General features: G+C 55.8%; 15 protein-coding genes. 13 read left to right on the top strand and 2 right to left on the bottom strand.

Translation table 11 applies throughout. The features are described from left to right. Positions 1 to 95: 95 nt before the first annotated feature. The 4 genes from EGO56_RS21945 (at position 96) to EGO56_RS21930 (ending at position 3,337) form a co-directional block, all read left to right on the top strand. A complete protein-coding gene (locus EGO56_RS21945; protein WP_135911129.1) occupies positions 96 to 1,043 on the top strand; it encodes a sulfonate ABC transporter substrate-binding protein in 948 nt (315 codons plus the stop codon). Positions 1,044 to 1,402: 359 nt separating this feature from the next. Further along, on the top strand, positions 1,403 to 2,536 hold the full coding sequence (locus tag EGO56_RS21940; RefSeq protein WP_135911128.1) for a glutathione-independent formaldehyde dehydrogenase: 1,134 nt from the start codon (positions 1,403 to 1,405) through the stop codon (positions 2,534 to 2,536). A gap of 265 nt (positions 2,537 to 2,801) precedes the next feature. Next, positions 2,802 to 3,053: a type II toxin-antitoxin system Phd/YefM family antitoxin gene (locus EGO56_RS21935; protein ID WP_135911127.1), complete on the top strand. Its 252-nt coding sequence runs from the start codon at positions 2,802 to 2,804 to the stop codon at positions 3,051 to 3,053. Continuing rightward, on the top strand, positions 3,050 to 3,337 hold the full coding sequence (locus EGO56_RS21930) for a type II toxin-antitoxin system RelE family toxin (RefSeq protein ID WP_135911126.1): 288 nt from the start codon (positions 3,050 to 3,052) through the stop codon (positions 3,335 to 3,337). The genes EGO56_RS21935 and EGO56_RS21930 overlap by 4 nt, the downstream gene beginning before the upstream one ends. A 163-nt stretch (positions 3,338 to 3,500) precedes the next feature. On the opposite strand, the gene EGO56_RS21925 is transcribed toward EGO56_RS21930, so the two are convergent. Then, on the bottom strand, positions 3,501 to 4,976 hold the full coding sequence (locus EGO56_RS21925; RefSeq protein ID WP_135911125.1) for a Sapep family Mn(2+)-dependent dipeptidase: 1,476 nt from the start codon (positions 4,974 to 4,976) through the stop codon (positions 3,501 to 3,503). A 211-nt stretch (positions 4,977 to 5,187) separates the two neighbouring features. On the opposite strand from EGO56_RS21925, the gene EGO56_RS21920 reads away from it, so the two are divergent. The 9 genes from EGO56_RS21920 to EGO56_RS21880 all read left to right on the top strand — a co-directional run bounded on the left by EGO56_RS21920 (position 5,188) and on the right by EGO56_RS21880 (position 14,868). Continuing rightward, complete coding sequence (locus tag EGO56_RS21920) at positions 5,188 to 7,245, top strand: hydantoinase/oxoprolinase family protein (protein ID WP_135911124.1); 2,058 nt, start codon at positions 5,188 to 5,190, stop codon at positions 7,243 to 7,245. Next, positions 7,242 to 9,272, top strand: a complete 2,031-nt coding sequence (locus EGO56_RS21915; RefSeq protein ID WP_135911123.1) for a hydantoinase B/oxoprolinase family protein — start codon at positions 7,242 to 7,244, stop codon at positions 9,270 to 9,272. Before EGO56_RS21920 ends, EGO56_RS21915 begins: the two co-directional genes overlap by 4 nt. After that, positions 9,256 to 10,332: an ABC transporter substrate-binding protein gene (locus tag EGO56_RS21910; protein WP_135911122.1), complete on the top strand. Its 1,077-nt coding sequence runs from the start codon at positions 9,256 to 9,258 to the stop codon at positions 10,330 to 10,332. Before EGO56_RS21915 ends, EGO56_RS21910 begins: the two co-directional genes overlap by 17 nt. Further along, on the top strand, positions 10,329 to 11,411 hold the full coding sequence (locus tag EGO56_RS21905) for an ABC transporter ATP-binding protein (protein ID WP_135911121.1): 1,083 nt from the start codon (positions 10,329 to 10,331) through the stop codon (positions 11,409 to 11,411). Before EGO56_RS21910 ends, EGO56_RS21905 begins: the two co-directional genes overlap by 4 nt. Then, positions 11,411 to 12,277, top strand: coding sequence for an ABC transporter permease (locus EGO56_RS21900; RefSeq protein WP_135911120.1), 867 nt, complete (start codon positions 11,411 to 11,413; stop codon positions 12,275 to 12,277). Before EGO56_RS21905 ends, EGO56_RS21900 begins: the two co-directional genes overlap by 1 nt. Further along, a complete protein-coding gene (locus tag EGO56_RS21895; protein WP_135911119.1) occupies positions 12,270 to 13,076 on the top strand; it encodes an ABC transporter permease in 807 nt (268 codons plus the stop codon). Before EGO56_RS21900 ends, EGO56_RS21895 begins: the two co-directional genes overlap by 8 nt. Positions 13,077 to 13,184: 108 nt before the next feature. Continuing rightward, on the top strand, positions 13,185 to 13,451 hold the full coding sequence (locus EGO56_RS21890; protein WP_135911118.1) for a type II toxin-antitoxin system TacA family antitoxin: 267 nt from the start codon (positions 13,185 to 13,187) through the stop codon (positions 13,449 to 13,451). Beyond that, a complete protein-coding gene (locus tag EGO56_RS21885) occupies positions 13,439 to 13,924 on the top strand; it encodes a GNAT family N-acetyltransferase (protein ID WP_135911117.1) in 486 nt (161 codons plus the stop codon). The genes EGO56_RS21890 and EGO56_RS21885 overlap by 13 nt, the downstream gene beginning before the upstream one ends. Before the next feature lie 242 nt (positions 13,925 to 14,166). Next, positions 14,167 to 14,868 carry a haloacid dehalogenase type II gene (locus EGO56_RS21880; protein ID WP_135911116.1) on the top strand — a complete coding sequence of 234 codons (702 nt, stop codon included), beginning with the start codon at positions 14,167 to 14,169 and terminating at the stop codon, positions 14,866 to 14,868. 31 nt (positions 14,869 to 14,899) lie between these two features. Here EGO56_RS21880 and EGO56_RS21875 read toward each other — a convergent pair whose 3' ends face one another. Continuing rightward, positions 14,900 to 16,429 (bottom strand): Fic family protein, encoded by a 1,530-nt coding sequence (locus EGO56_RS21875; RefSeq protein WP_135911115.1) that lies wholly within the window; start codon positions 16,427 to 16,429, stop codon positions 14,900 to 14,902. Positions 16,430 to 16,549 lie beyond the last annotated feature (120 nt).

The raw sequence follows: 16,549 nt of genomic DNA, 5'->3' as shown, positions 1-16,549 counted from the left end.
CGTTTTTTTAGCTAAGCATCGAACATTTCATCGCTAAGCGCTTCAACCCGCGTTTGTTATGTTGCGCAGACAACAACCAGACTCAGGAAAGAGAGATGAAAAAAGTTTTACTCAGCGCTTTGATTATTGCCGCCCAGGCGGGTTTCGCGTTCAACACCCAGGCAGCAGAAAAACCCGAGACAGTGAACATCGGTTTTCAGAAAGCCAATATCTTTGCGCTGCTGAAGTATCGCGGCACGCTGGATCAGGAATTTAAAAAGCAGGGTATTGCGGTGCACTGGATTGAGTTCCCGGCCGGACCGCAGATGCTGGAGGGCTTAAACATCGGCAGTATCGATCTGGCCGCTACCGGCGACGCGCCACCGACGTTCGCGCAGGCCGCACAGGCCGATCTGGTTTATCTGGGACACTCGCCAGCTAACCCTAAAACCGAAGCGATTGTGGTGCCCGCTGACTCCCCGATCAAAAGCGTGGCGGATCTCAAAGGTAAGCGTGTGGCGCTGAACAAAGGCTCTGACGTTAACTATCTGCTGGTCACCGCGCTGGAGCAGGCAGGGCTGACCTATAAAGATATTACGCCGGTCTATCTGCCCCCTGCTGATGCGCGCGCCGCTTTCCAGCGCGGCGCGGTGGATGCCTGGGTCATCTGGGATCCCTACTACGCTGAAGTGGAAACTAATGCCCACGCGCGGCTGATTAAAAATGCCGAAGGGCTGGTGCCGCACTACACCTTCTATCTTGCCAGCCGCAAGTTCGCGGAGCGCTATCCACAAATTGCTTCTGAGGTAGTGGATGAGCTGGGTTCACTGAGTCAGTGGGCTAATCAAAATCAGGAAGAGGCCGCAAAAATCATGTCCACCTCAACCGGCCTGCCGCAGCCGATCTGGCAGCGTGCGCTGGCAAGAATGCCGTTTGGCGCGGAGCGGATGACGCCAGAAGTCTTCACCCAGCAGCAGGCGCTGGCAGATACCTTTACCCGGATTGGTCTGTTGCCGGTGAAAGTCGATATCCGCAGCGCGACGTGGTCGCAGGATAAGAAGTAGGCAAACATCAGGCGGATGTTTATCAGGATAAACACCGTCTGACATCTGATGATAATCACGCCCGGTAAATAGCAACAGGCGGCCTCGCTAATCCTGTTCCAGCATTAGCCCGGAACTTTACAGCAGGATGAGGATAAGCAGAACGGCAGAGCGAGATGAACGGATTTTTAGCGAAGCGGTGTTACATTTCATAGAGTTACATGATATTTCTTTTTCCAGACTGCGCCATAAGCTGTTCTACACTTACACCTTCAGTCGCGCCATTTGACTGAAAAAGCAGCATCACGAAGAGGGTGGTGACGGCAATGCATCACGCAGTCGCCACCCTCAAAACTGATCATGCAAGAGAGGTGAACACTATGAAAGCAGTTGTCTATAACGGACCTTTTGACGTTTCAGTCAAAGACGTTCCGGATCCGAAAATCGTTCGTCCCACCGATGTCATTGTCCGTATTACCACCACCAATATCTGCGGTTCTGACTTACATATGTACGAAGGGCGAACCAGCTTCGAGCAGGGTCGCATCTTCGGCCATGAGAATCTGGGACAGGTTATTGAGGCTGGCAGCGCTGTAGAGCGCGTTAAAGTCGGTGATTATGTCTGTCTGCCCTTTAACGTCGGCTGCGGCTTCTGTGAAAATTGCGAGAAAGGGTTAACCGGTTACTGCCTGACGGCCAACCCGGGTGCGGCCGGTGCCGCCTATGGCTTTGCGGAGATGGGCGAATGGGATGGCGGACAGGCGGAGCTACTTCGCGTTCCCTATGCTGATTTTAACTGCCTGGTACTGCCGCCGGATGCGGTAGAAAAAGAAGAAGACTACGTTTTACTTTCCGACATTTTCCCCACCGGCTGGCATGCCACTGAACTGGCAGGCTTGCGCCCTGGCGAGAGTGTTGCCATTTACGGCGCAGGCCCGGTCGGCTTAATGGCTGCGCACTCGGCCATGATTAAAGGCGCATCACAGGTATTTGTGGTCGATACCCATCCGGACAGACTGGCGTTAGCCGAACAGCTTGGCGCTGTGGCAATTAATGGCGTGGGCGATGAGGCGGTCAATAAAATCCTCGAACTCACCGATGGACGCGGTACAGATTGCGGTTGCGAATGCGTGGGTTACCAATGTTGCAATAAACATGGCCACGAAGATAACTCCGCTACGCTGAACAGCCTTGTTGCATCAACTAAGGCCACGGGCGGGATTGGTACGGTAGGCGTTTTTGTTCCTCAGGATCCCGGCGGAGCAACCGAACTGGCTAAAGAGGGCAAAGTGCCGTTCGATTTTGGTACGTTCTGGTTTAAAGGTCAGTCGATGAAGACCGGCCAGTGTAACGTGAAGGCCTATAACCGCCAGCTCGCAAGGCTTATCCATCAGGGCAGAGCCAATCCGTCGCAGATCATCTCGCATCGTCTTGCACTGGCAGACGCTCCCGAAGGCTATAAGCATTTTGACGACCGGGATAATGGCTGGACAAAGGTCATTCTGAAACCCTGAATCGTGAGCCATAGCGCATGAGCCACATTCAGGCGGAGGTGAGAAGGAGAACTAAAACTGCCTGTCTGTGGTTTGGGGCTTTACATCGTATGACATGACCCTGGCTAAGCTACCGGGTGTCGCGCAAGTCATACTCAACAGCTTTTTCTTAACTGAATAGGCGCTTTCCATTCTGGATAAACCGGATTCTGTCAGTACGCCATGACTGGTTAACAGGTCTTCATCCTGATACTCTAAAGACCTGTTAAGCAGTCATGGAGGCCCTATGCCACACATCATTTTAAGCGATACCAGTGCCAGCGTCAGTGAACTGAAAAAAAACCCGATGGCCACTGTCAATGCCGGGGACGGTTATCCCGTTGCGATTCTCAACCGCAACCAGCCTGCATTCTATTGCGTCCCGGCTGAGTTGTATGAACAGATGCTTGATGCCCTTGACGATCAGGAACTGACTAAGCTGGTCTACGAACGCAGCAATCAGCCTCTGCTTGATGTCGATCTGGATGCGCTTTTGTGAGTTATACGGTCAAATTCAGAGAAGAGGCTTTTAAAGAATGGCAGAAGCTGGACAAATCTCTTCAGCAGCAGTTTGCTAAAAAGCTGAAGAAATGTTGTGAGAATCCCCATATCCCCTCGGCAAAACTACGTGGGATTAAAGACTGCTACAAAATCAAACTGCGGTCATCCGGTTTTCGGCTGGTTTATCAGGTGATCGACGATCACCTGATCATTGCCGTAGTGGCTGTCGGTAAACGTGAGCGCAGCGATGTTTACAACCTCGCCAGTGAGAGAATGCGGTAGGGTCAGCCGAAGGAAGTGACGTAAAGGTGAAACCGGACAGGCTAAAGCAGCGTTATTCCGTTTTAGCCACATGCTAGCAGTGGCGCCTGGCGCGCAGAGGATTTGCGTCAACTGCGTTTTTCCCGACCGGGTGTATCCCACCGATGCCATCAAAGTAATCAGCTTATCCCTGTGCTATCAGATAACTATCCAGTCTTATCAATGCGATCACATATATCGGTAACGCCTCTAGCAGCGATGGCAGGTGGATCGTCTCGTCGGCGCCGTGCGGCAAACCGTGGCCCTCGGGTAAAAAATCTGGCGTATTTGCTGCCGTTTTCCGGTAACCAGGCCCAAAAGTAATGGCATTTGGCAGCTTCTTCGAATGGGTCACGCCGCCCATCGCATAGGGTCGATCGTCATTGCCGGTCGTGTCATTCCACACTTGCTGCAGCAGCGATATCACCGGGTGCGATGCCGGCAGGAAGAACGGTGCGACATCGCGCCAGCCGGGATCGAGCGTAATAGTGGTAGCCGCTAACTGCTGTTGCAGCATGCCGACGATTTGCTCACCACGGTAAGACACCGGGTAACGGATATCACAATCAATGCTCAGCGTATCGGCGTCATGACTGTACCAGACGCCCGCGTTCAGGGTCAGTTTGCCGGACTCCGCATCTTCCAGACTTAATCCTGTGCTTTCGCCATACGGTGACGCAAACAGCCGCACCAGTGTTTCCGCCAGCTGACGTTCCTGATCCTCCAATAACTCCAGCTTGATCAGTGCCGCGAGCAGCACCTGCGTAGCATTCAGCGTGCCGTCGGGGAAGGCAGCATGCCCGCCGTTGCCACGCGCTTCCAGCATAAAAGCCCCCGTCTTTTCAGGTTTGATCGACACAGCGGTCGCGGCGATGCCCTGCAACTGCGCCAGCTTTTCACTGACGGCAGGCGAATCGGCCTGCGTAATCCGCACACTGGCGAAATCGGGCACACTATTGCTGGCCGATCCGGCAACAATATTCGCCAGCACACCCGCCCCGGCGACATTGAGAGTAAAGCTGAGTTGCCCTTTTTGCGCATTGTTCACCGGGAACAGGCCGTCGGTGACAATCGAATACCCGGGCACCGGACCGTGCTCCGCAAACCACGCCATATCGGCCATGTTGGTCTCTTCCGCCAGGCCATAAACGATGCGCAGATTGTGATGCAGCGGAATATCCAGTTCGCGAATCAGCTTTAACAGATAGAAATTGAGCACGCCGGGCCCTTTGTTATCCGCCACGCCGCGACCAATAACAAAATCACCGTGCTGCGTCAGCGCAAAGGGCGGAAAGGTCCAGTTATCGCCCGCCGGCACCACATCAAGATGGTTGATTAGCCCGATGTCGCGCGCGTGCTCGCCATAAATCACCGAACCGGCATAGCCCTGATGCTGTTCGGTTTTGAAACCGGCCTGCTCTGCCTGCTCCAAAACCTGCCGCAAAATTTGTGCGCACTCGGGGCCAAAGGGCGCGCCATGCGCAGCACGATCGGCACGGCTGATGCTGGGAATGGCAATCCATTGAGCCAGATCACTGATGAATGCGGCGCGATGATCCGCGATCCATTGCCGGACCTGCGTTAACAGCGCGCTTTCCTGATGTGATAACGACGCGGGCATAAGCGTTCTCCTTCAATTTACGCACACCATAAAACATTTCACCGCGCGGGCTTAGACGCATTTGCGCGAACCATTGCTACCAGACGGCTAAGCGCCACTCTATGCGCATTCCAGCAATGCTTAGTCATTTTTGTTGCTCGTATTGCCTGGCAAAGCAACGGAGATTAACGCCATACAACGCTAAGTCACCCGTAAATGCAGGAGAATCAAGGTGGATAACAGTCCCGCAGCCGGAGCGACAGTCGGCGTGGATGTCGGAGGCACTTTTACCGATTTTGTTTTATTTGATCCGCAACGCCAGCAACGGTTTTTCCATAAACAGCCCAGCACGCCCGCCGATCCCGCTCTGGCGGTGAGTGACGGCCTGCGCGCCGTGCTGCTAAAGAGCGGTTTGCCCGCCAGCGCGCTGTCACTGGTGCTGCACGGCACCACACTGGGCCTCAACGCCATTATCCAGCGGCGTGGCGCTGACATTGCGCTGGTGATTAGTCGCGGTTTCCGCGATGTGCTGGAGATCGCGCGGGCACGAATGCCGTCCTCCTTTGATTTTCATGCCGACCGCGAGCCGCCTTTTTTACCGCGTCAGCGCGTGCTGGAGATCCCGGCGCGTTTTAGTCCCGCCGGTGAAGTGACGCAGTGGCCAACCGATGCTGAGCTGGAAAAGCTGGCGCCCGGAATTTTGCAACTTAACGTCAGCGCGGTGGCGCTGTTGACCATTAACGGTTATGCCAATCCATCGCGTGAAGCAGAACTGGCGAACGCGCTGGCCACAAAGCTGGGGGATGTGCCGGTGCTCTCTTCGGCGCAACTGTGGCCGGAGATTCGTGAATATGAACGCACGCTGGTGGCCGGGTTAAATGCCTATATTCAGCCGCTGATGCAACGCTATTTTAACCGGCTGAGCGATTTACTGGCGCAGCAGGCGATTGACGTGCCCTTACTCATCACCGCTTCCAATGGCGGCGTGCTACCGCTGGACGCCGCGCATCAGCGTCCGGTAGACACGCTGCTCTCCGGCCCGGCATCCGGCGTGATTGCGGCGGCGCATCTGGCGTCGGGTACAGGCTTTGTCTCTTTTGATATGGGCGGCACCAGCAGCGACATCTCGCTGTCGGAGCAGGGTGAAATCGAACGCGTTAACCGCACCGAAATTGGCGGCCTGCCGCTGATTTTGCCGGTGGTGGGCGTCTCAGCGATTGGTGCTGGCGGCGGTTCCATCGTACATGTCGATGATTTCGGCATTCTCAAGGTAGGCCCCGAAAGCGCGGGCGCGGATCCGGGCCCGGTTGCCTATCAGCGCGGCGGTACGCAACCCACGCTTACCGATTGCTATCTGGTTAGCGGCATCTTATCTGCCGACGCGGCGCTGGCGGGCACCATCACGCTGGATCATGCCGCCGCACATCGCGCACTCAGCAAACTAGGCGAAACGTCAGGTTTTGATGCTGAACAGGTGGCGAGCGGCGCTATCGCGGTGGCGACCGCGCAGATGGCGACCGAACTGAACAAAGCGCTGGCGCAGCGCGGTTTGACCACCGATCCCTTAACGTTGATTCCGTTTGGCGGCGCGGGCCCTACGCACGCTAATTTCTTCGCCGAAGAGGCGGGCATCAATCGTATTCTGGTGCCGCTACGTCCCGGCACGTTCTGCGCTGAGGGTGCGATAAGCGCCGATATCCGCCGCGACTTTGTACGTAGCCTGCGGCTTAATGTCACGACGGAAAGCTACGGCAAAATCGCCGCCACCGTTGCGGAGCTGCATCAGCTGGCGCAAACCTGGTTTGCCGAACAGGCCAGCCGCCTTAGCGAGCGCGCCCGATATCGGGTGGAAGCGGATATGCGCTATGCCGGACAGGCGTACGAACTCAGCGTTAGCCTTGGCAGCCCGGAAAGCATCACGCATCCGCAGTTGCTGGAACGATTTCAGCAGCTGCATCAGCAGCGTTATGGCTTCAACACGCCCGACGCGATTACAGAACTCACCACGCTGCGCCTGTCGCTGAATGCCGCATTGCCGCGTCAATCGGACAAACCGTTTCAGGCAGGCGCTGAGATTAACGAGCCACTTTCGCGCCCATTGTATCTGCGAGGCGCCTGGATGAATGCGCCTATCTGGCAGCGTCTCAACATCGGCAGACAGAGCCAGATTCACGGCCCGGCGGTAATCGAACAAGACGACACCACCACGCTGATCTTACCTGGCTGGTCGGCACGCACCGATGATAGCGGCAATTTGCTGATCGCTCGCGTCACGGGGGAGGCATCATGAAGCTGGATGCCATTACACTCGAAATCCTCAACCAAAAACTCACTGCGCTCACCGAAGAGATGTGCCACATCCTGCAGCGCACCGGACGCACACTTTATGTGAAGGAGACCGCCGATTTTTGCTGCGCGGTAGCCGATTTACAGGGCCGCTTCTTTGCTTATCCGAAAGGCATTGGCGTATCCGGTTTTGTCGGGCTGAATGCGCTAACCGCGATTCAGGCCATCGGCGAGGTCGTGCCCGGCGATATGATTCTGACCAACGATCCCTGGCGTTCGCGGGGTCTGGCCACGCATCTGCCGGATTTGCAGGTGCTGGCGCCGTGGTTCATTAACGGCGAACTGGTGGCGTGGGGCTGGGCTTTTTTACACGCCTCCGACGTTGGCGGACGCGTACCGAGCAGCATCTCGCCGACCAATAGCGATATTTATCAGGAAGGGCTGCAAATTCCGCCCGTAAAGCTGGTGCGGGCGGGCGAACTCAATCGCGATGTGATGAACATTCTCACCGCTAACAGCCGCACGCCGGATGCGATTGCTGGCGATATTCAGGCAATGCTGGCTGCGCTTAATGCCGGTCGCGATCGTCTTAACCGCATTGTGGTGCAGCATGGCGTGACGAACGTGGTTCAGGCTCAGCAGGATTTGCAGGCTTACTCGGCGTTACGCGCGCGTCAGGTGCTGCGCCGCATTCCCGACGGCGTATATCAGTTTGAAGATTATCTTGATGACGCCGCAGGCAGCGGCTTGCCGGTACGGCTCGCCATCACCGCCACCTTTAATGACGGCAACGTGCATCTTGATTTCACAGGCAGCGATGCGCAGGTAGCGGCCGCGATCAACATTCCCAGCCATGGCGATCCGCATGCGTGGCTTACGCTGCGCATTCTGGCGCTGGTGTGCACGCTGGATAAAGGCGTGCCACTGAATGCCGGGCTACTCGCGCCAGTCACGCTGTTTGCGCCCGCTGGATCGCTGGTCAATCCGCATTATCCGGCCGCCGTTGGCGTACGTCATGCGGCGGCGGTACGCGTCAACGATCTGCTTAACGGTTTGCTGGGACAGCCTTTGCCGGAGGTGATGCCCGCCGCCAGCGGCGGCACCATTATTCCGCTGGTGATCGCTGAAGTGGCACGCAATGGCCGTGAGCAGAATGTGCAGGTAATTGAACCGATGGTCGGTGGCGGCGGGGCACGCCGGGGGCACGACGGCATCGATGGGCGCGACAACAGCATTTCGAATCTGGCAAATAATCCGGTGGAGATGGTGGAAGCGGAAACACATATCGAAATCCGCCAGTACGCGCTGCGACCCGGTTCTGCCGGTGCAGGACAATGGCGCGGCGGCATGGGTCAGCAGATCTGCGTGCGCATTTTGCAAAATGACAGCACGCTGCTGGCACGTGGCATGGAGCGTATGCTGTTCCAGCCGTGGGGCGTGCAGGGTGGCCAGCCGGGTCAATCCACCACGCTGACGCTTAATCCTGATGTCGCTGGCGGTCAGGCGCTCGGCAAGATCGATTTGCTGCGCGTCAACGCCGGTGACGAAGTGCTGCTGCAAACGCCTGGCGGCGGCGGCTGGGGCGATCCTTTCAGGCGCGATGCGCTGGCAGTACAAAAGGATGTCGATAACGACTTGCTCAGCCAGGCCGATGCGGCGCAGCACTACGGTGTGGTGCTTACCGAACAGGGCATTGATGCGGCGGCTACTGCCGCTTTACGCAGCCAACCGCGTGAGGTGTCATCTTCATTCGGTGCGGCGCGCGTGAACTGGCAGACGCTATTCGATGGCGATTTGTTGACGCGGCTCAATCAGCTGCTTTATCCCCTCAGTCAGGCCGAACGCCTGCGATATCGCTCAGTGGTGTTTGCCACCGCGCTTGCGCAGTTACCAGCAGATTTTCCCCGTTCAACTTCTCCCGCGTTAGCGACTGCGCGCAAGGCCTTTGCTGAGGCGCTGTGCGCGCTGGAAAGTGAACTTTCAGCGTCAATTATCTCAATACCAGGAGAGGGCCATGCGCCAGTCAGTTAACAAAAAAATTCTGCTCACTACACTCGTGGGCATATTGATCAGCGGTGCGGCGAGCGCGGCTGAAACTACCGACTCGGTGATCGTCGGGGTGTACGGCGGTGACTGGGAGAAAAATATCCGCGCGTCCGGTCTGGAGCAGTTTGCCAAAGATAATCACCTTAAGCTGACCGTGGTGCCGGGCGCCGATGCCGAGTGGTTTGCAAAGTTGCGTGCTGCCAAAGGCCGTCGTTCGCCGTATGACGTGGTGGTGTTCCAGCCCGATACCGTGCAGCGTGCGCAGGCGGCAGGCTTGCTACAGCCGCTGGATGTCAAAGATATTCCCAACCTTAACCATCTGTATAAAAGCGTGCAGTCGCGCTTTGTTTACAACAATCAAACCTACGCCGCCGCATTCAGCCTTGGTCAGCTCGGACTCGCTTATCGCAGCGATTTAGTAAAAACCCCGCCGAAAAGCTGGCTCGACTTGTGGAATCCGGAATACAAAGGCCACGTGGCAATTTCATCGCCGACTTACGCCGCCGGTTTACAGTTCTTCGCAGGTTTAGTGCACGCGTTAGGTGGCGAGCTTAATCAGCCTGCCGCAGTGGATAAAGCCTTCGCAAAACTCGCGGAACTACGGGGTAACGCGGTGGCTTTCCCTGACAGCCCGGGCGCGATTCAAACCCTGCTGGAGCGCGGCGATGCATGGGTGGTGCCGTACTGGGATGGCCGCGTGTTTGCGCTGAAACAGCAAGGCATGAAAGTTAATTTCGTCTATCCGTCCGACGGCCCGGTCGTCGGCGCAGCGAACTGGGTCATTCCGAAAGGCGCACCGAACCTCGCCAACGCCTACAAAGTGGTGAACGCCCTGTCTGCACCCGCAGTGCAGAAAGCCTTCTCGGATAAATCACTGTATGGCATGACCAACAAAGACGTGCAGTACAGCGATAACCTGAAAAAGCAGGTGAAAGTGGGCGAAGAGGCATACAGCAAACTGATCTGGATTGATTACAGCACCGCAACGCCCCAGCTGGCGGACTGGACGCGTCGCTGGAGCCAGGCCCTTGGCGGTGCGAAATGAGTTCAGTCGTCATCGACGGCGTAGCGCGGCAGTTTGATAACCACCGCGCCCTTATTGACGTCAGCATTACCATTGAGCAGGGTGAGTTTTTCTCCCTGCTTGGGCCGAGCGGCTGCGGTAAAACCACGCTGCTGAATATCATCGCCGGATTTTTGTCGCCCAATAATGGACGTGTATTGATTGGCGGCAAGGATGTCACCCCTCTGCCGCCGTATCAGCGCCATATCGGCATGGTTCTTCAGAACTACGCGCTGTTTCCGCATCTGAGCGTGAGCGATAACGTCGCATTCGGGCTGCAGGTGCGCAAAGTGTCGCGCAGTGAGCAGCAGCGTCGCGTCACTGAGGTCCTGAAGCAGGTACGACTGGAAGGACTGGCGCAGCGCATGCCACATCAGCTTTCCGGCGGACAACAACAGCGCGTGGCGATTGCCCGCGCGCTGGCGATTGAACCGCAGGTCTTGTTGCTGGATGAACCACTGTCGAATCTGGATGCGCGCCTGCGCAGGGAGATGCAGGATGAACTGCGTTCGCTGCAGCAACGCGTCGGCATCACCACGGTGCTGGTGACGCACGATCAGGAAGAGGCGCTCACGCTATCGGATCGCATTGGCATTCTGGGGCAGGGCGAGCTGCAACAGATTGGCACACCTGCGGCGCTCTATCGCCAGCCAGCGAATCGTTTTGTCGCCGAGTTTGTCGGACAGGCCAATCTGTTTCATGTTTCTGCGCAGAATGGGCTTTATCAGGCACGCGATCACTTCGTTGCCGCTGGTGAAGCGCTGCAACTGGCCGCAGCGCAACCTGCAGGTGAATCATCGTTGCTGATTTTACGTCCTGAGCGTGTGCAGTTCTCCACCGAGCCGCAGCACCTTGCCAGCAACGGCAGCGTCGCCAGCGTGAAAGAGGTAAGTTTTGCCGGTGCAACCTTGCGCCTGATATGTCAGTTGCCGGGCGGCGGCGAGATCCGCGTTCAGCCTGCAGAAGTGCACTTCTCACAATTGCCCGCGCCAGGCGATCGCTGCTATCTGCACTGGCAAGCTGCGGATGTCATCGTACTGCCTGCGCAGGAGCACGTCTGATGAGGATCGCTACGCGTAATCTGTTTCCCTGGCTGCTGCTGACACCATCGCTACTGTTTCTGATGCTGTTTTTGCTGGTGCCGCTGCTACTGCTGTTCGACCAAAGCCTGACCAACGTTGATGGCCTGCTCAATCCGCTACCGGGTTACAGCCTGGCGCAATATATTACGGTATTTACCGAGCCACAATATCTGCATGCGCTCTGGACAACGCTGTGGGTGTCGCTGCTGACCGCCGCCATCACGGTGCTGCTGGCGTGGCCGGCGGCGTGGCTGCTGGTGACGACGCAGCGGCGCGGCTGGCGCACGCTGCTGTATGTCATCCTGATTTCACCTTTGCTCACCAGCGTGGTGATCCGCACGTTCGCGTGGATTGTGCTGTTGGCCCAGAACGGTTTGATAAATGGCTTTCTGCTGTTCACCGGCCTGATTCCGCAGCCGCTCAGCCTGTTATGGAACATGAATGCGGTGATCATCGCCTATGTGCAGGTGATGCTGCCGTTTGCCGTGCTGCCGCTGATTACCTCGCTGAATGAAATCGCGCCTTCGCTGCGGCTGGCGGCGATGAGTCTTGGTGCCACACCTGCAATGACCTTCCGCCGCGTGGTGTTGCCTTTGACGCTGCCCGGCATGCTAACCGGTTTCATTATTGTATTTTCCCTCGCGGCAGGCAGTTACATCACACCTTTGCTGATTGGCGGGCGCTTACAACCGTTGCTGCCGATTGCCATTTATCAGCAGGCAATGCAGATCGCCAATCTGCCGCTGGCGGCAGCACTCTCATTGACGTTACTGGTGATGATCCTGGTTGTCGCAGGGATTGCGGGGATGTTTCTGAAACACTGGGAGAAGAAAAATCATGGATAACTATCACAGTCTTTCGCAGCGCCTGACGCAGTTCGGCGTGACACTTGCGGGTGTTATAATTTACGCCTTTTTAGCACTGCCGGTGCTGGTGATTGTGCTCTCGGCATTTAGTCCGGAACCTTATCCGCAGTTTCCACCGAAGGGATTTTCGCTGCACTGGTTTAGCGCGCTGCTGCAGGATGACGGCTGGGTCGCATCGCTTTGGATCAGCGCCTTACTGCTGGTAATCGTCACCCCCCTTACAGTGGTGCTCGGTACCTTTGCCGCTTGGTCGCTGGCACGGCTGGAATTCCGTTATCGCGAAGCCTTACAGGCTTTTATTCTGTCGCCGCTGATGATTCCGCAAGTGGTGCTGGGTATTGCGATGCTCTATCTCCTGACGGCGGCGGGCATCGCCGGAATGATTAGCGGGCTGGTGATTGGCCATGTCGTGGTGGCGCTGCCCTATGTGGTGCGCACAGTCAGTGTGAGTCTGGCGGCGATGGATAAGCGTCTCGAAGCGGTATCGATGAGTTTAGGCGCCGGGCGTTGGTATACGTTTCGTCACGTGACGCTGCCGCTGATAAAACCCGGTATTCTGGCCGGTGCAGTATTTGCAGCGGTAACCTCATTTGGTGAAGTCTCAGTAAGCCTGTTTCTCAGCGCACCAGACACTATTACCGTACCGGTTCGTGTCTTTAACTATGTCGATCAGACCTTTGATCCTACAGTGAATGCTATTTCGGTGGTCTTTATTATCTTCGCAGTGCTGATTTTAATCGTGATTGAGAAAACGATTGGGCTGGTGAAACTTAGTTAGCGGGCCATAAATAACATGCAGGAAACCTTCGGTGACTTTGTATAGCATTTGCTATACATATTGCTTATGTTATGCTTGTAAAGCAATTGCTATACAAGGAGCATACACATGAAATCAGATGTTCAGCTCAACCTCAGAGCTAAGGATTCTCAAAGAGCACTCATTGATGCTGCAGCAGAGATTCTCCATAAATCACGCACAGACTTCATCCTGGAAGTGGCATGCCAGGCTGCCGAGAATGTGATCCTCGATCGTCGGGTATTTAATTTTAACGATGAGCAGTATGCCGAGTTTATCGATATGCTTGATGCACCCGTTTCGGATGCTGCTGCCATTGATAAACTCCTGGCGAGGAAACCTCAGTGGGACCTGTAGCAGCACCAGAACCGTTATCCAGTACCCATCAACTGGCTGAGTTCATCAGTGGTGAGGCTGTACTTGATGACTGGCTTAAACAGAGAGGCTTAAATAGCCAGGCTCTCGGTGCAGCCAGAACGTTCGTTGTTTGTAAAACAGACACAAAACAAGTTGCCGGTTTTTACTCTCTGGCCACCGGCAGCGTTAACCACCTGGAAGCGATGAGAAACCTCAGGCGCAATATGCCCGATCCCATTCCCGTAATCATACTTGCTCGCCTGGCAGTCGATGTTTCATTCCGGGGCTCGGGGCTCGGGGCTGATTTACTTCATGATGCAGTTCTGCGTTGCTGCCGTGTAGCTGAGAATATTGGAGTCCGGGCGATGATGGTTCATGCATTGACTGAAGAAGCCAAACGCTTTTATCTTCACCATGGATTTAAGGCATCGCAAATCCAGGAACGGACATTGTTTCTCAAGCTGCCGCAGTAGTTTTTAATATTGAAAGGGGAGGTCTGGATTGTAATCTATTGATTCATAATTATTAATTATATAAATTTAACATAACTAGTATTATGCGCATTTAATCCTGACCTGAATTCCGTCTGCTTTTTAGCCTGAGTCCAGACCTGACAATGCCTCCATACCTTGAGTAATCCTCCTCAGTGTCCTACCTTCAGACAGCGTCTGACAAAGCCTCACAATCACACCCAATACATCAGCCGGAGGCCCCCATGACCCGCATTCATAACCCCGAACCCTGTAGCGGCACCCTGTTTTTCGATGTCAATGAAACCCTCCTGGACACCAAAGAACTGAACCAGGTTGTCGCGCAGCGGCTTGGCAACAAATCAGAACGCGCCGAGGCCTGGTTTACCTCGCTGTTGCATCATTCACTGGTCGAGTCAGTGACCGGCAGCTGGCACAGCTTTGGTGATATTGCCGAAGCGGTACTGAAGATGACCGCTGCGCGTTACGGCGTCACTCTGCCAGCTGACGCGACGCCGCTGGCTGACATTCTCGCCGCCATGCCCGCTCATCCTGACGTTGCCGCAGGACTGGCTGCCCTGAAGCAGCAGGGATTTACGCTGGTTGCGCTGACCAACTCCTCTGCCGCGCTGGCAGAAAAACAACTCAGCTCAGCCGGACTGGCACCGCTGTTCACCCGCATCCTTAGCGTGGAACAGATGCAGGTCTATAAACCCGATCTCAGAGTCTATCAGTGGGCAATGAAAGAGATGGGCAAACCCGCCGCAGAGTGCATGATGGTAGCGGCGCATGGCTGGGATGTGGGCGGCGCAAAACGTGCAGGGATGAAGACCGCCTTTGTCAGCCGTCCGGGACAGGTACCTTATCCGCTGGCACCTGCACCTGATTTGATTGTCAGCGATATCCAGGCGCTGGCCGCACAGCTCAAACCGCTCTGCGGAGCATAGTGCGCACGGGTTCCCGGTGAAACCCAGGGAGTCAGTCTGCCTGAGTCTCAAACGCCGATCTGACCGCTTCCACGATGCGCCCGGACAGCGTCGCATCGTCCAGCAACGGGAACGTTTTTTTAAGCTTGCCGGAGATCTGCCAGCCATTTTCCTTCAGCGACCGAATAATGCGACTCGCGTCCTGATCGGGCATTTCAACGACTTCCTTCAGGCGCTGCTGTGCACGCTGAAATATCACCAGTACGCGCGCTTCATCAGCCATCTCTTTTCGGACGGTGTGCTCTATAACTTTGCAGGTATAAAGCACATGCTCGGTTAGGTCGGGATAACGCCAGGCGAAACGGGCATCCTCATAGTCGCTGAAACTGAAGTTGCTCAGCGTGCCATCTTCATAGGTTTTGAGCTCACCAAACCGATAGCAGCCCGCATAGCGCCGCATCAGCCGTTTCGAGAATACGTCCAGCGTGCGGTCGTAGCCGACCCGAAAATCCATCGAGCTGGTGATGGTGGCTGAGACCGGCAGGATGACCCCATAAGGTATCGCCCCGTCACGAATCAGCGTGTCATTGATTAAAAACCGGTGGATGCGGCCATTGCCATCACGCATCGGGTGGATATAGACGAAGCCAAACGCAATAACCGCGGCACGGGCCAGTGGCGCGGCACCCCGCGTCGCCAGGTCAAAGGCTTTCAGGCCCTGCATGAAGCGGGGAACATCATCATAGTGTGGTGCAATATAGTGGACGATGTCTTCACGCATTGTCGACTGCCCGACAAACACCGGTGAGCGGCGCAGGCCCAGTCCCAGTGCGTCCTGGCCAAGAATGCCCTGCTGTATGGTATGCAGGTTGCTATCACTGAGCGGATCGTCAAGCTGTCCGCAATACTGCGCAATCACGTGAGCAAAACGCTGAATGCGGTCGCCCTGATCCGACTCTTTCTCAATCAGAAAACTGGCGCGCGACTCTTTAAATGTCAGCCAGCTGGCAGTGCGCATCAGGATGTCTGCGCCAAAGGCGTTATCCAGATCGTTTAAGGCATCATTGAGATCGAACGTAAGCGCCTGCTCAACGGCCGCGTTCCTGCGCACCATCGGGCAGAAATCCACCGTTCCTGGCAGGTTATCATTGATGCGCCAGCGTCTGACGCGCTTAACTGTCGTTCGGGTCAGACAGGCTTTGGATGAAATGGCCTCAATATAACCACCATTAGTGACATCCGGTACCTGCAGCGTGTTGCCGGTCAGCCATTCATAGAAAAAGCCAGCCCGTCGCGCATACTGTCCGAACGGCTCCTGACGGCACCACGCCTCCAGAGGTTCCGGGCCGACAGCGGTAAACAGGCGGGCAAAAAACTCCAGGTGAACCTCTTCGTACTTAAGACCAAAGGCAAAGTGACCGGCAAAATCATCTTCCGGCTGATAGCCAGGGGGATAATGATTTTCCACCTGCCCCTGACTCTCATGATGAGAGCGGACCGTTCCGATAGCTGACTTAACGCGTAATGGCTGCGCCAGTTTGATAGCATAACGTTCGCGCAGAGCGCTGAAGCCGACCAGCATAGTGAATCCTTTATCTGTTGCCCGAAAACGATAACAAAAAGGATATTTAACACTAAAACGCTAATATGGCTATTGTGGCGACATTAATTTTTGTCCGAAAACGGTAATAAACAGGATTTA

The sequence above is a fragment of the Pantoea vagans genome, assembly GCF_004792415.1.
Taxonomy (GTDB): Bacteria; Pseudomonadota; Gammaproteobacteria; order Enterobacterales; family Enterobacteriaceae; genus Pantoea; species Pantoea vagans.
Note: the sequence above shows the minus strand (reverse complement) of the source record. Positions and strands in the feature narration are given on the sequence as shown.

Excerpts from the sequence above, each read along its gene's own strand:
- EGO56_RS21945 (WP_135911129.1), top strand. The coding sequence starts at position 96 with ATGAAAAAAGTTTTACTCAGCGCTTTGATTATTGCCGCCCAGGCGGGT.
- EGO56_RS21940 (WP_135911128.1), top strand. The coding sequence starts at position 1,403 with ATGAAAGCAGTTGTCTATAACGGACCTTTTGACGTTTCAGTCAAAGAC.
- EGO56_RS21935 (WP_135911127.1), top strand. The coding sequence starts at position 2,802 with ATGCCACACATCATTTTAAGCGATACCAGTGCCAGCGTCAGTGAACTG.
- EGO56_RS21925 (WP_135911125.1), bottom strand. The coding sequence starts at position 4,976 with ATGCCCGCGTCGTTATCACATCAGGAAAGCGCGCTGTTAACGCAGGTC.
- EGO56_RS21915 (WP_135911123.1), top strand. The coding sequence starts at position 7,242 with ATGAAGCTGGATGCCATTACACTCGAAATCCTCAACCAAAAACTCACT.
- EGO56_RS21910 (WP_135911122.1), top strand. The coding sequence starts at position 9,256 with ATGCGCCAGTCAGTTAACAAAAAAATTCTGCTCACTACACTCGTGGGC.
- EGO56_RS21905 (WP_135911121.1), top strand. The coding sequence starts at position 10,329 with ATGAGTTCAGTCGTCATCGACGGCGTAGCGCGGCAGTTTGATAACCAC.
- EGO56_RS21900 (WP_135911120.1), top strand. The coding sequence starts at position 11,411 with ATGAGGATCGCTACGCGTAATCTGTTTCCCTGGCTGCTGCTGACACCA.
- EGO56_RS21895 (WP_135911119.1), top strand. The coding sequence starts at position 12,270 with ATGGATAACTATCACAGTCTTTCGCAGCGCCTGACGCAGTTCGGCGTG.
- EGO56_RS21890 (WP_135911118.1), top strand. The coding sequence starts at position 13,185 with ATGAAATCAGATGTTCAGCTCAACCTCAGAGCTAAGGATTCTCAAAGA.
- EGO56_RS21880 (WP_135911116.1), top strand. The coding sequence starts at position 14,167 with ATGACCCGCATTCATAACCCCGAACCCTGTAGCGGCACCCTGTTTTTC.
- EGO56_RS21875 (WP_135911115.1), bottom strand. The coding sequence starts at position 16,429 with ATGCTGGTCGGCTTCAGCGCTCTGCGCGAACGTTATGCTATCAAACTG.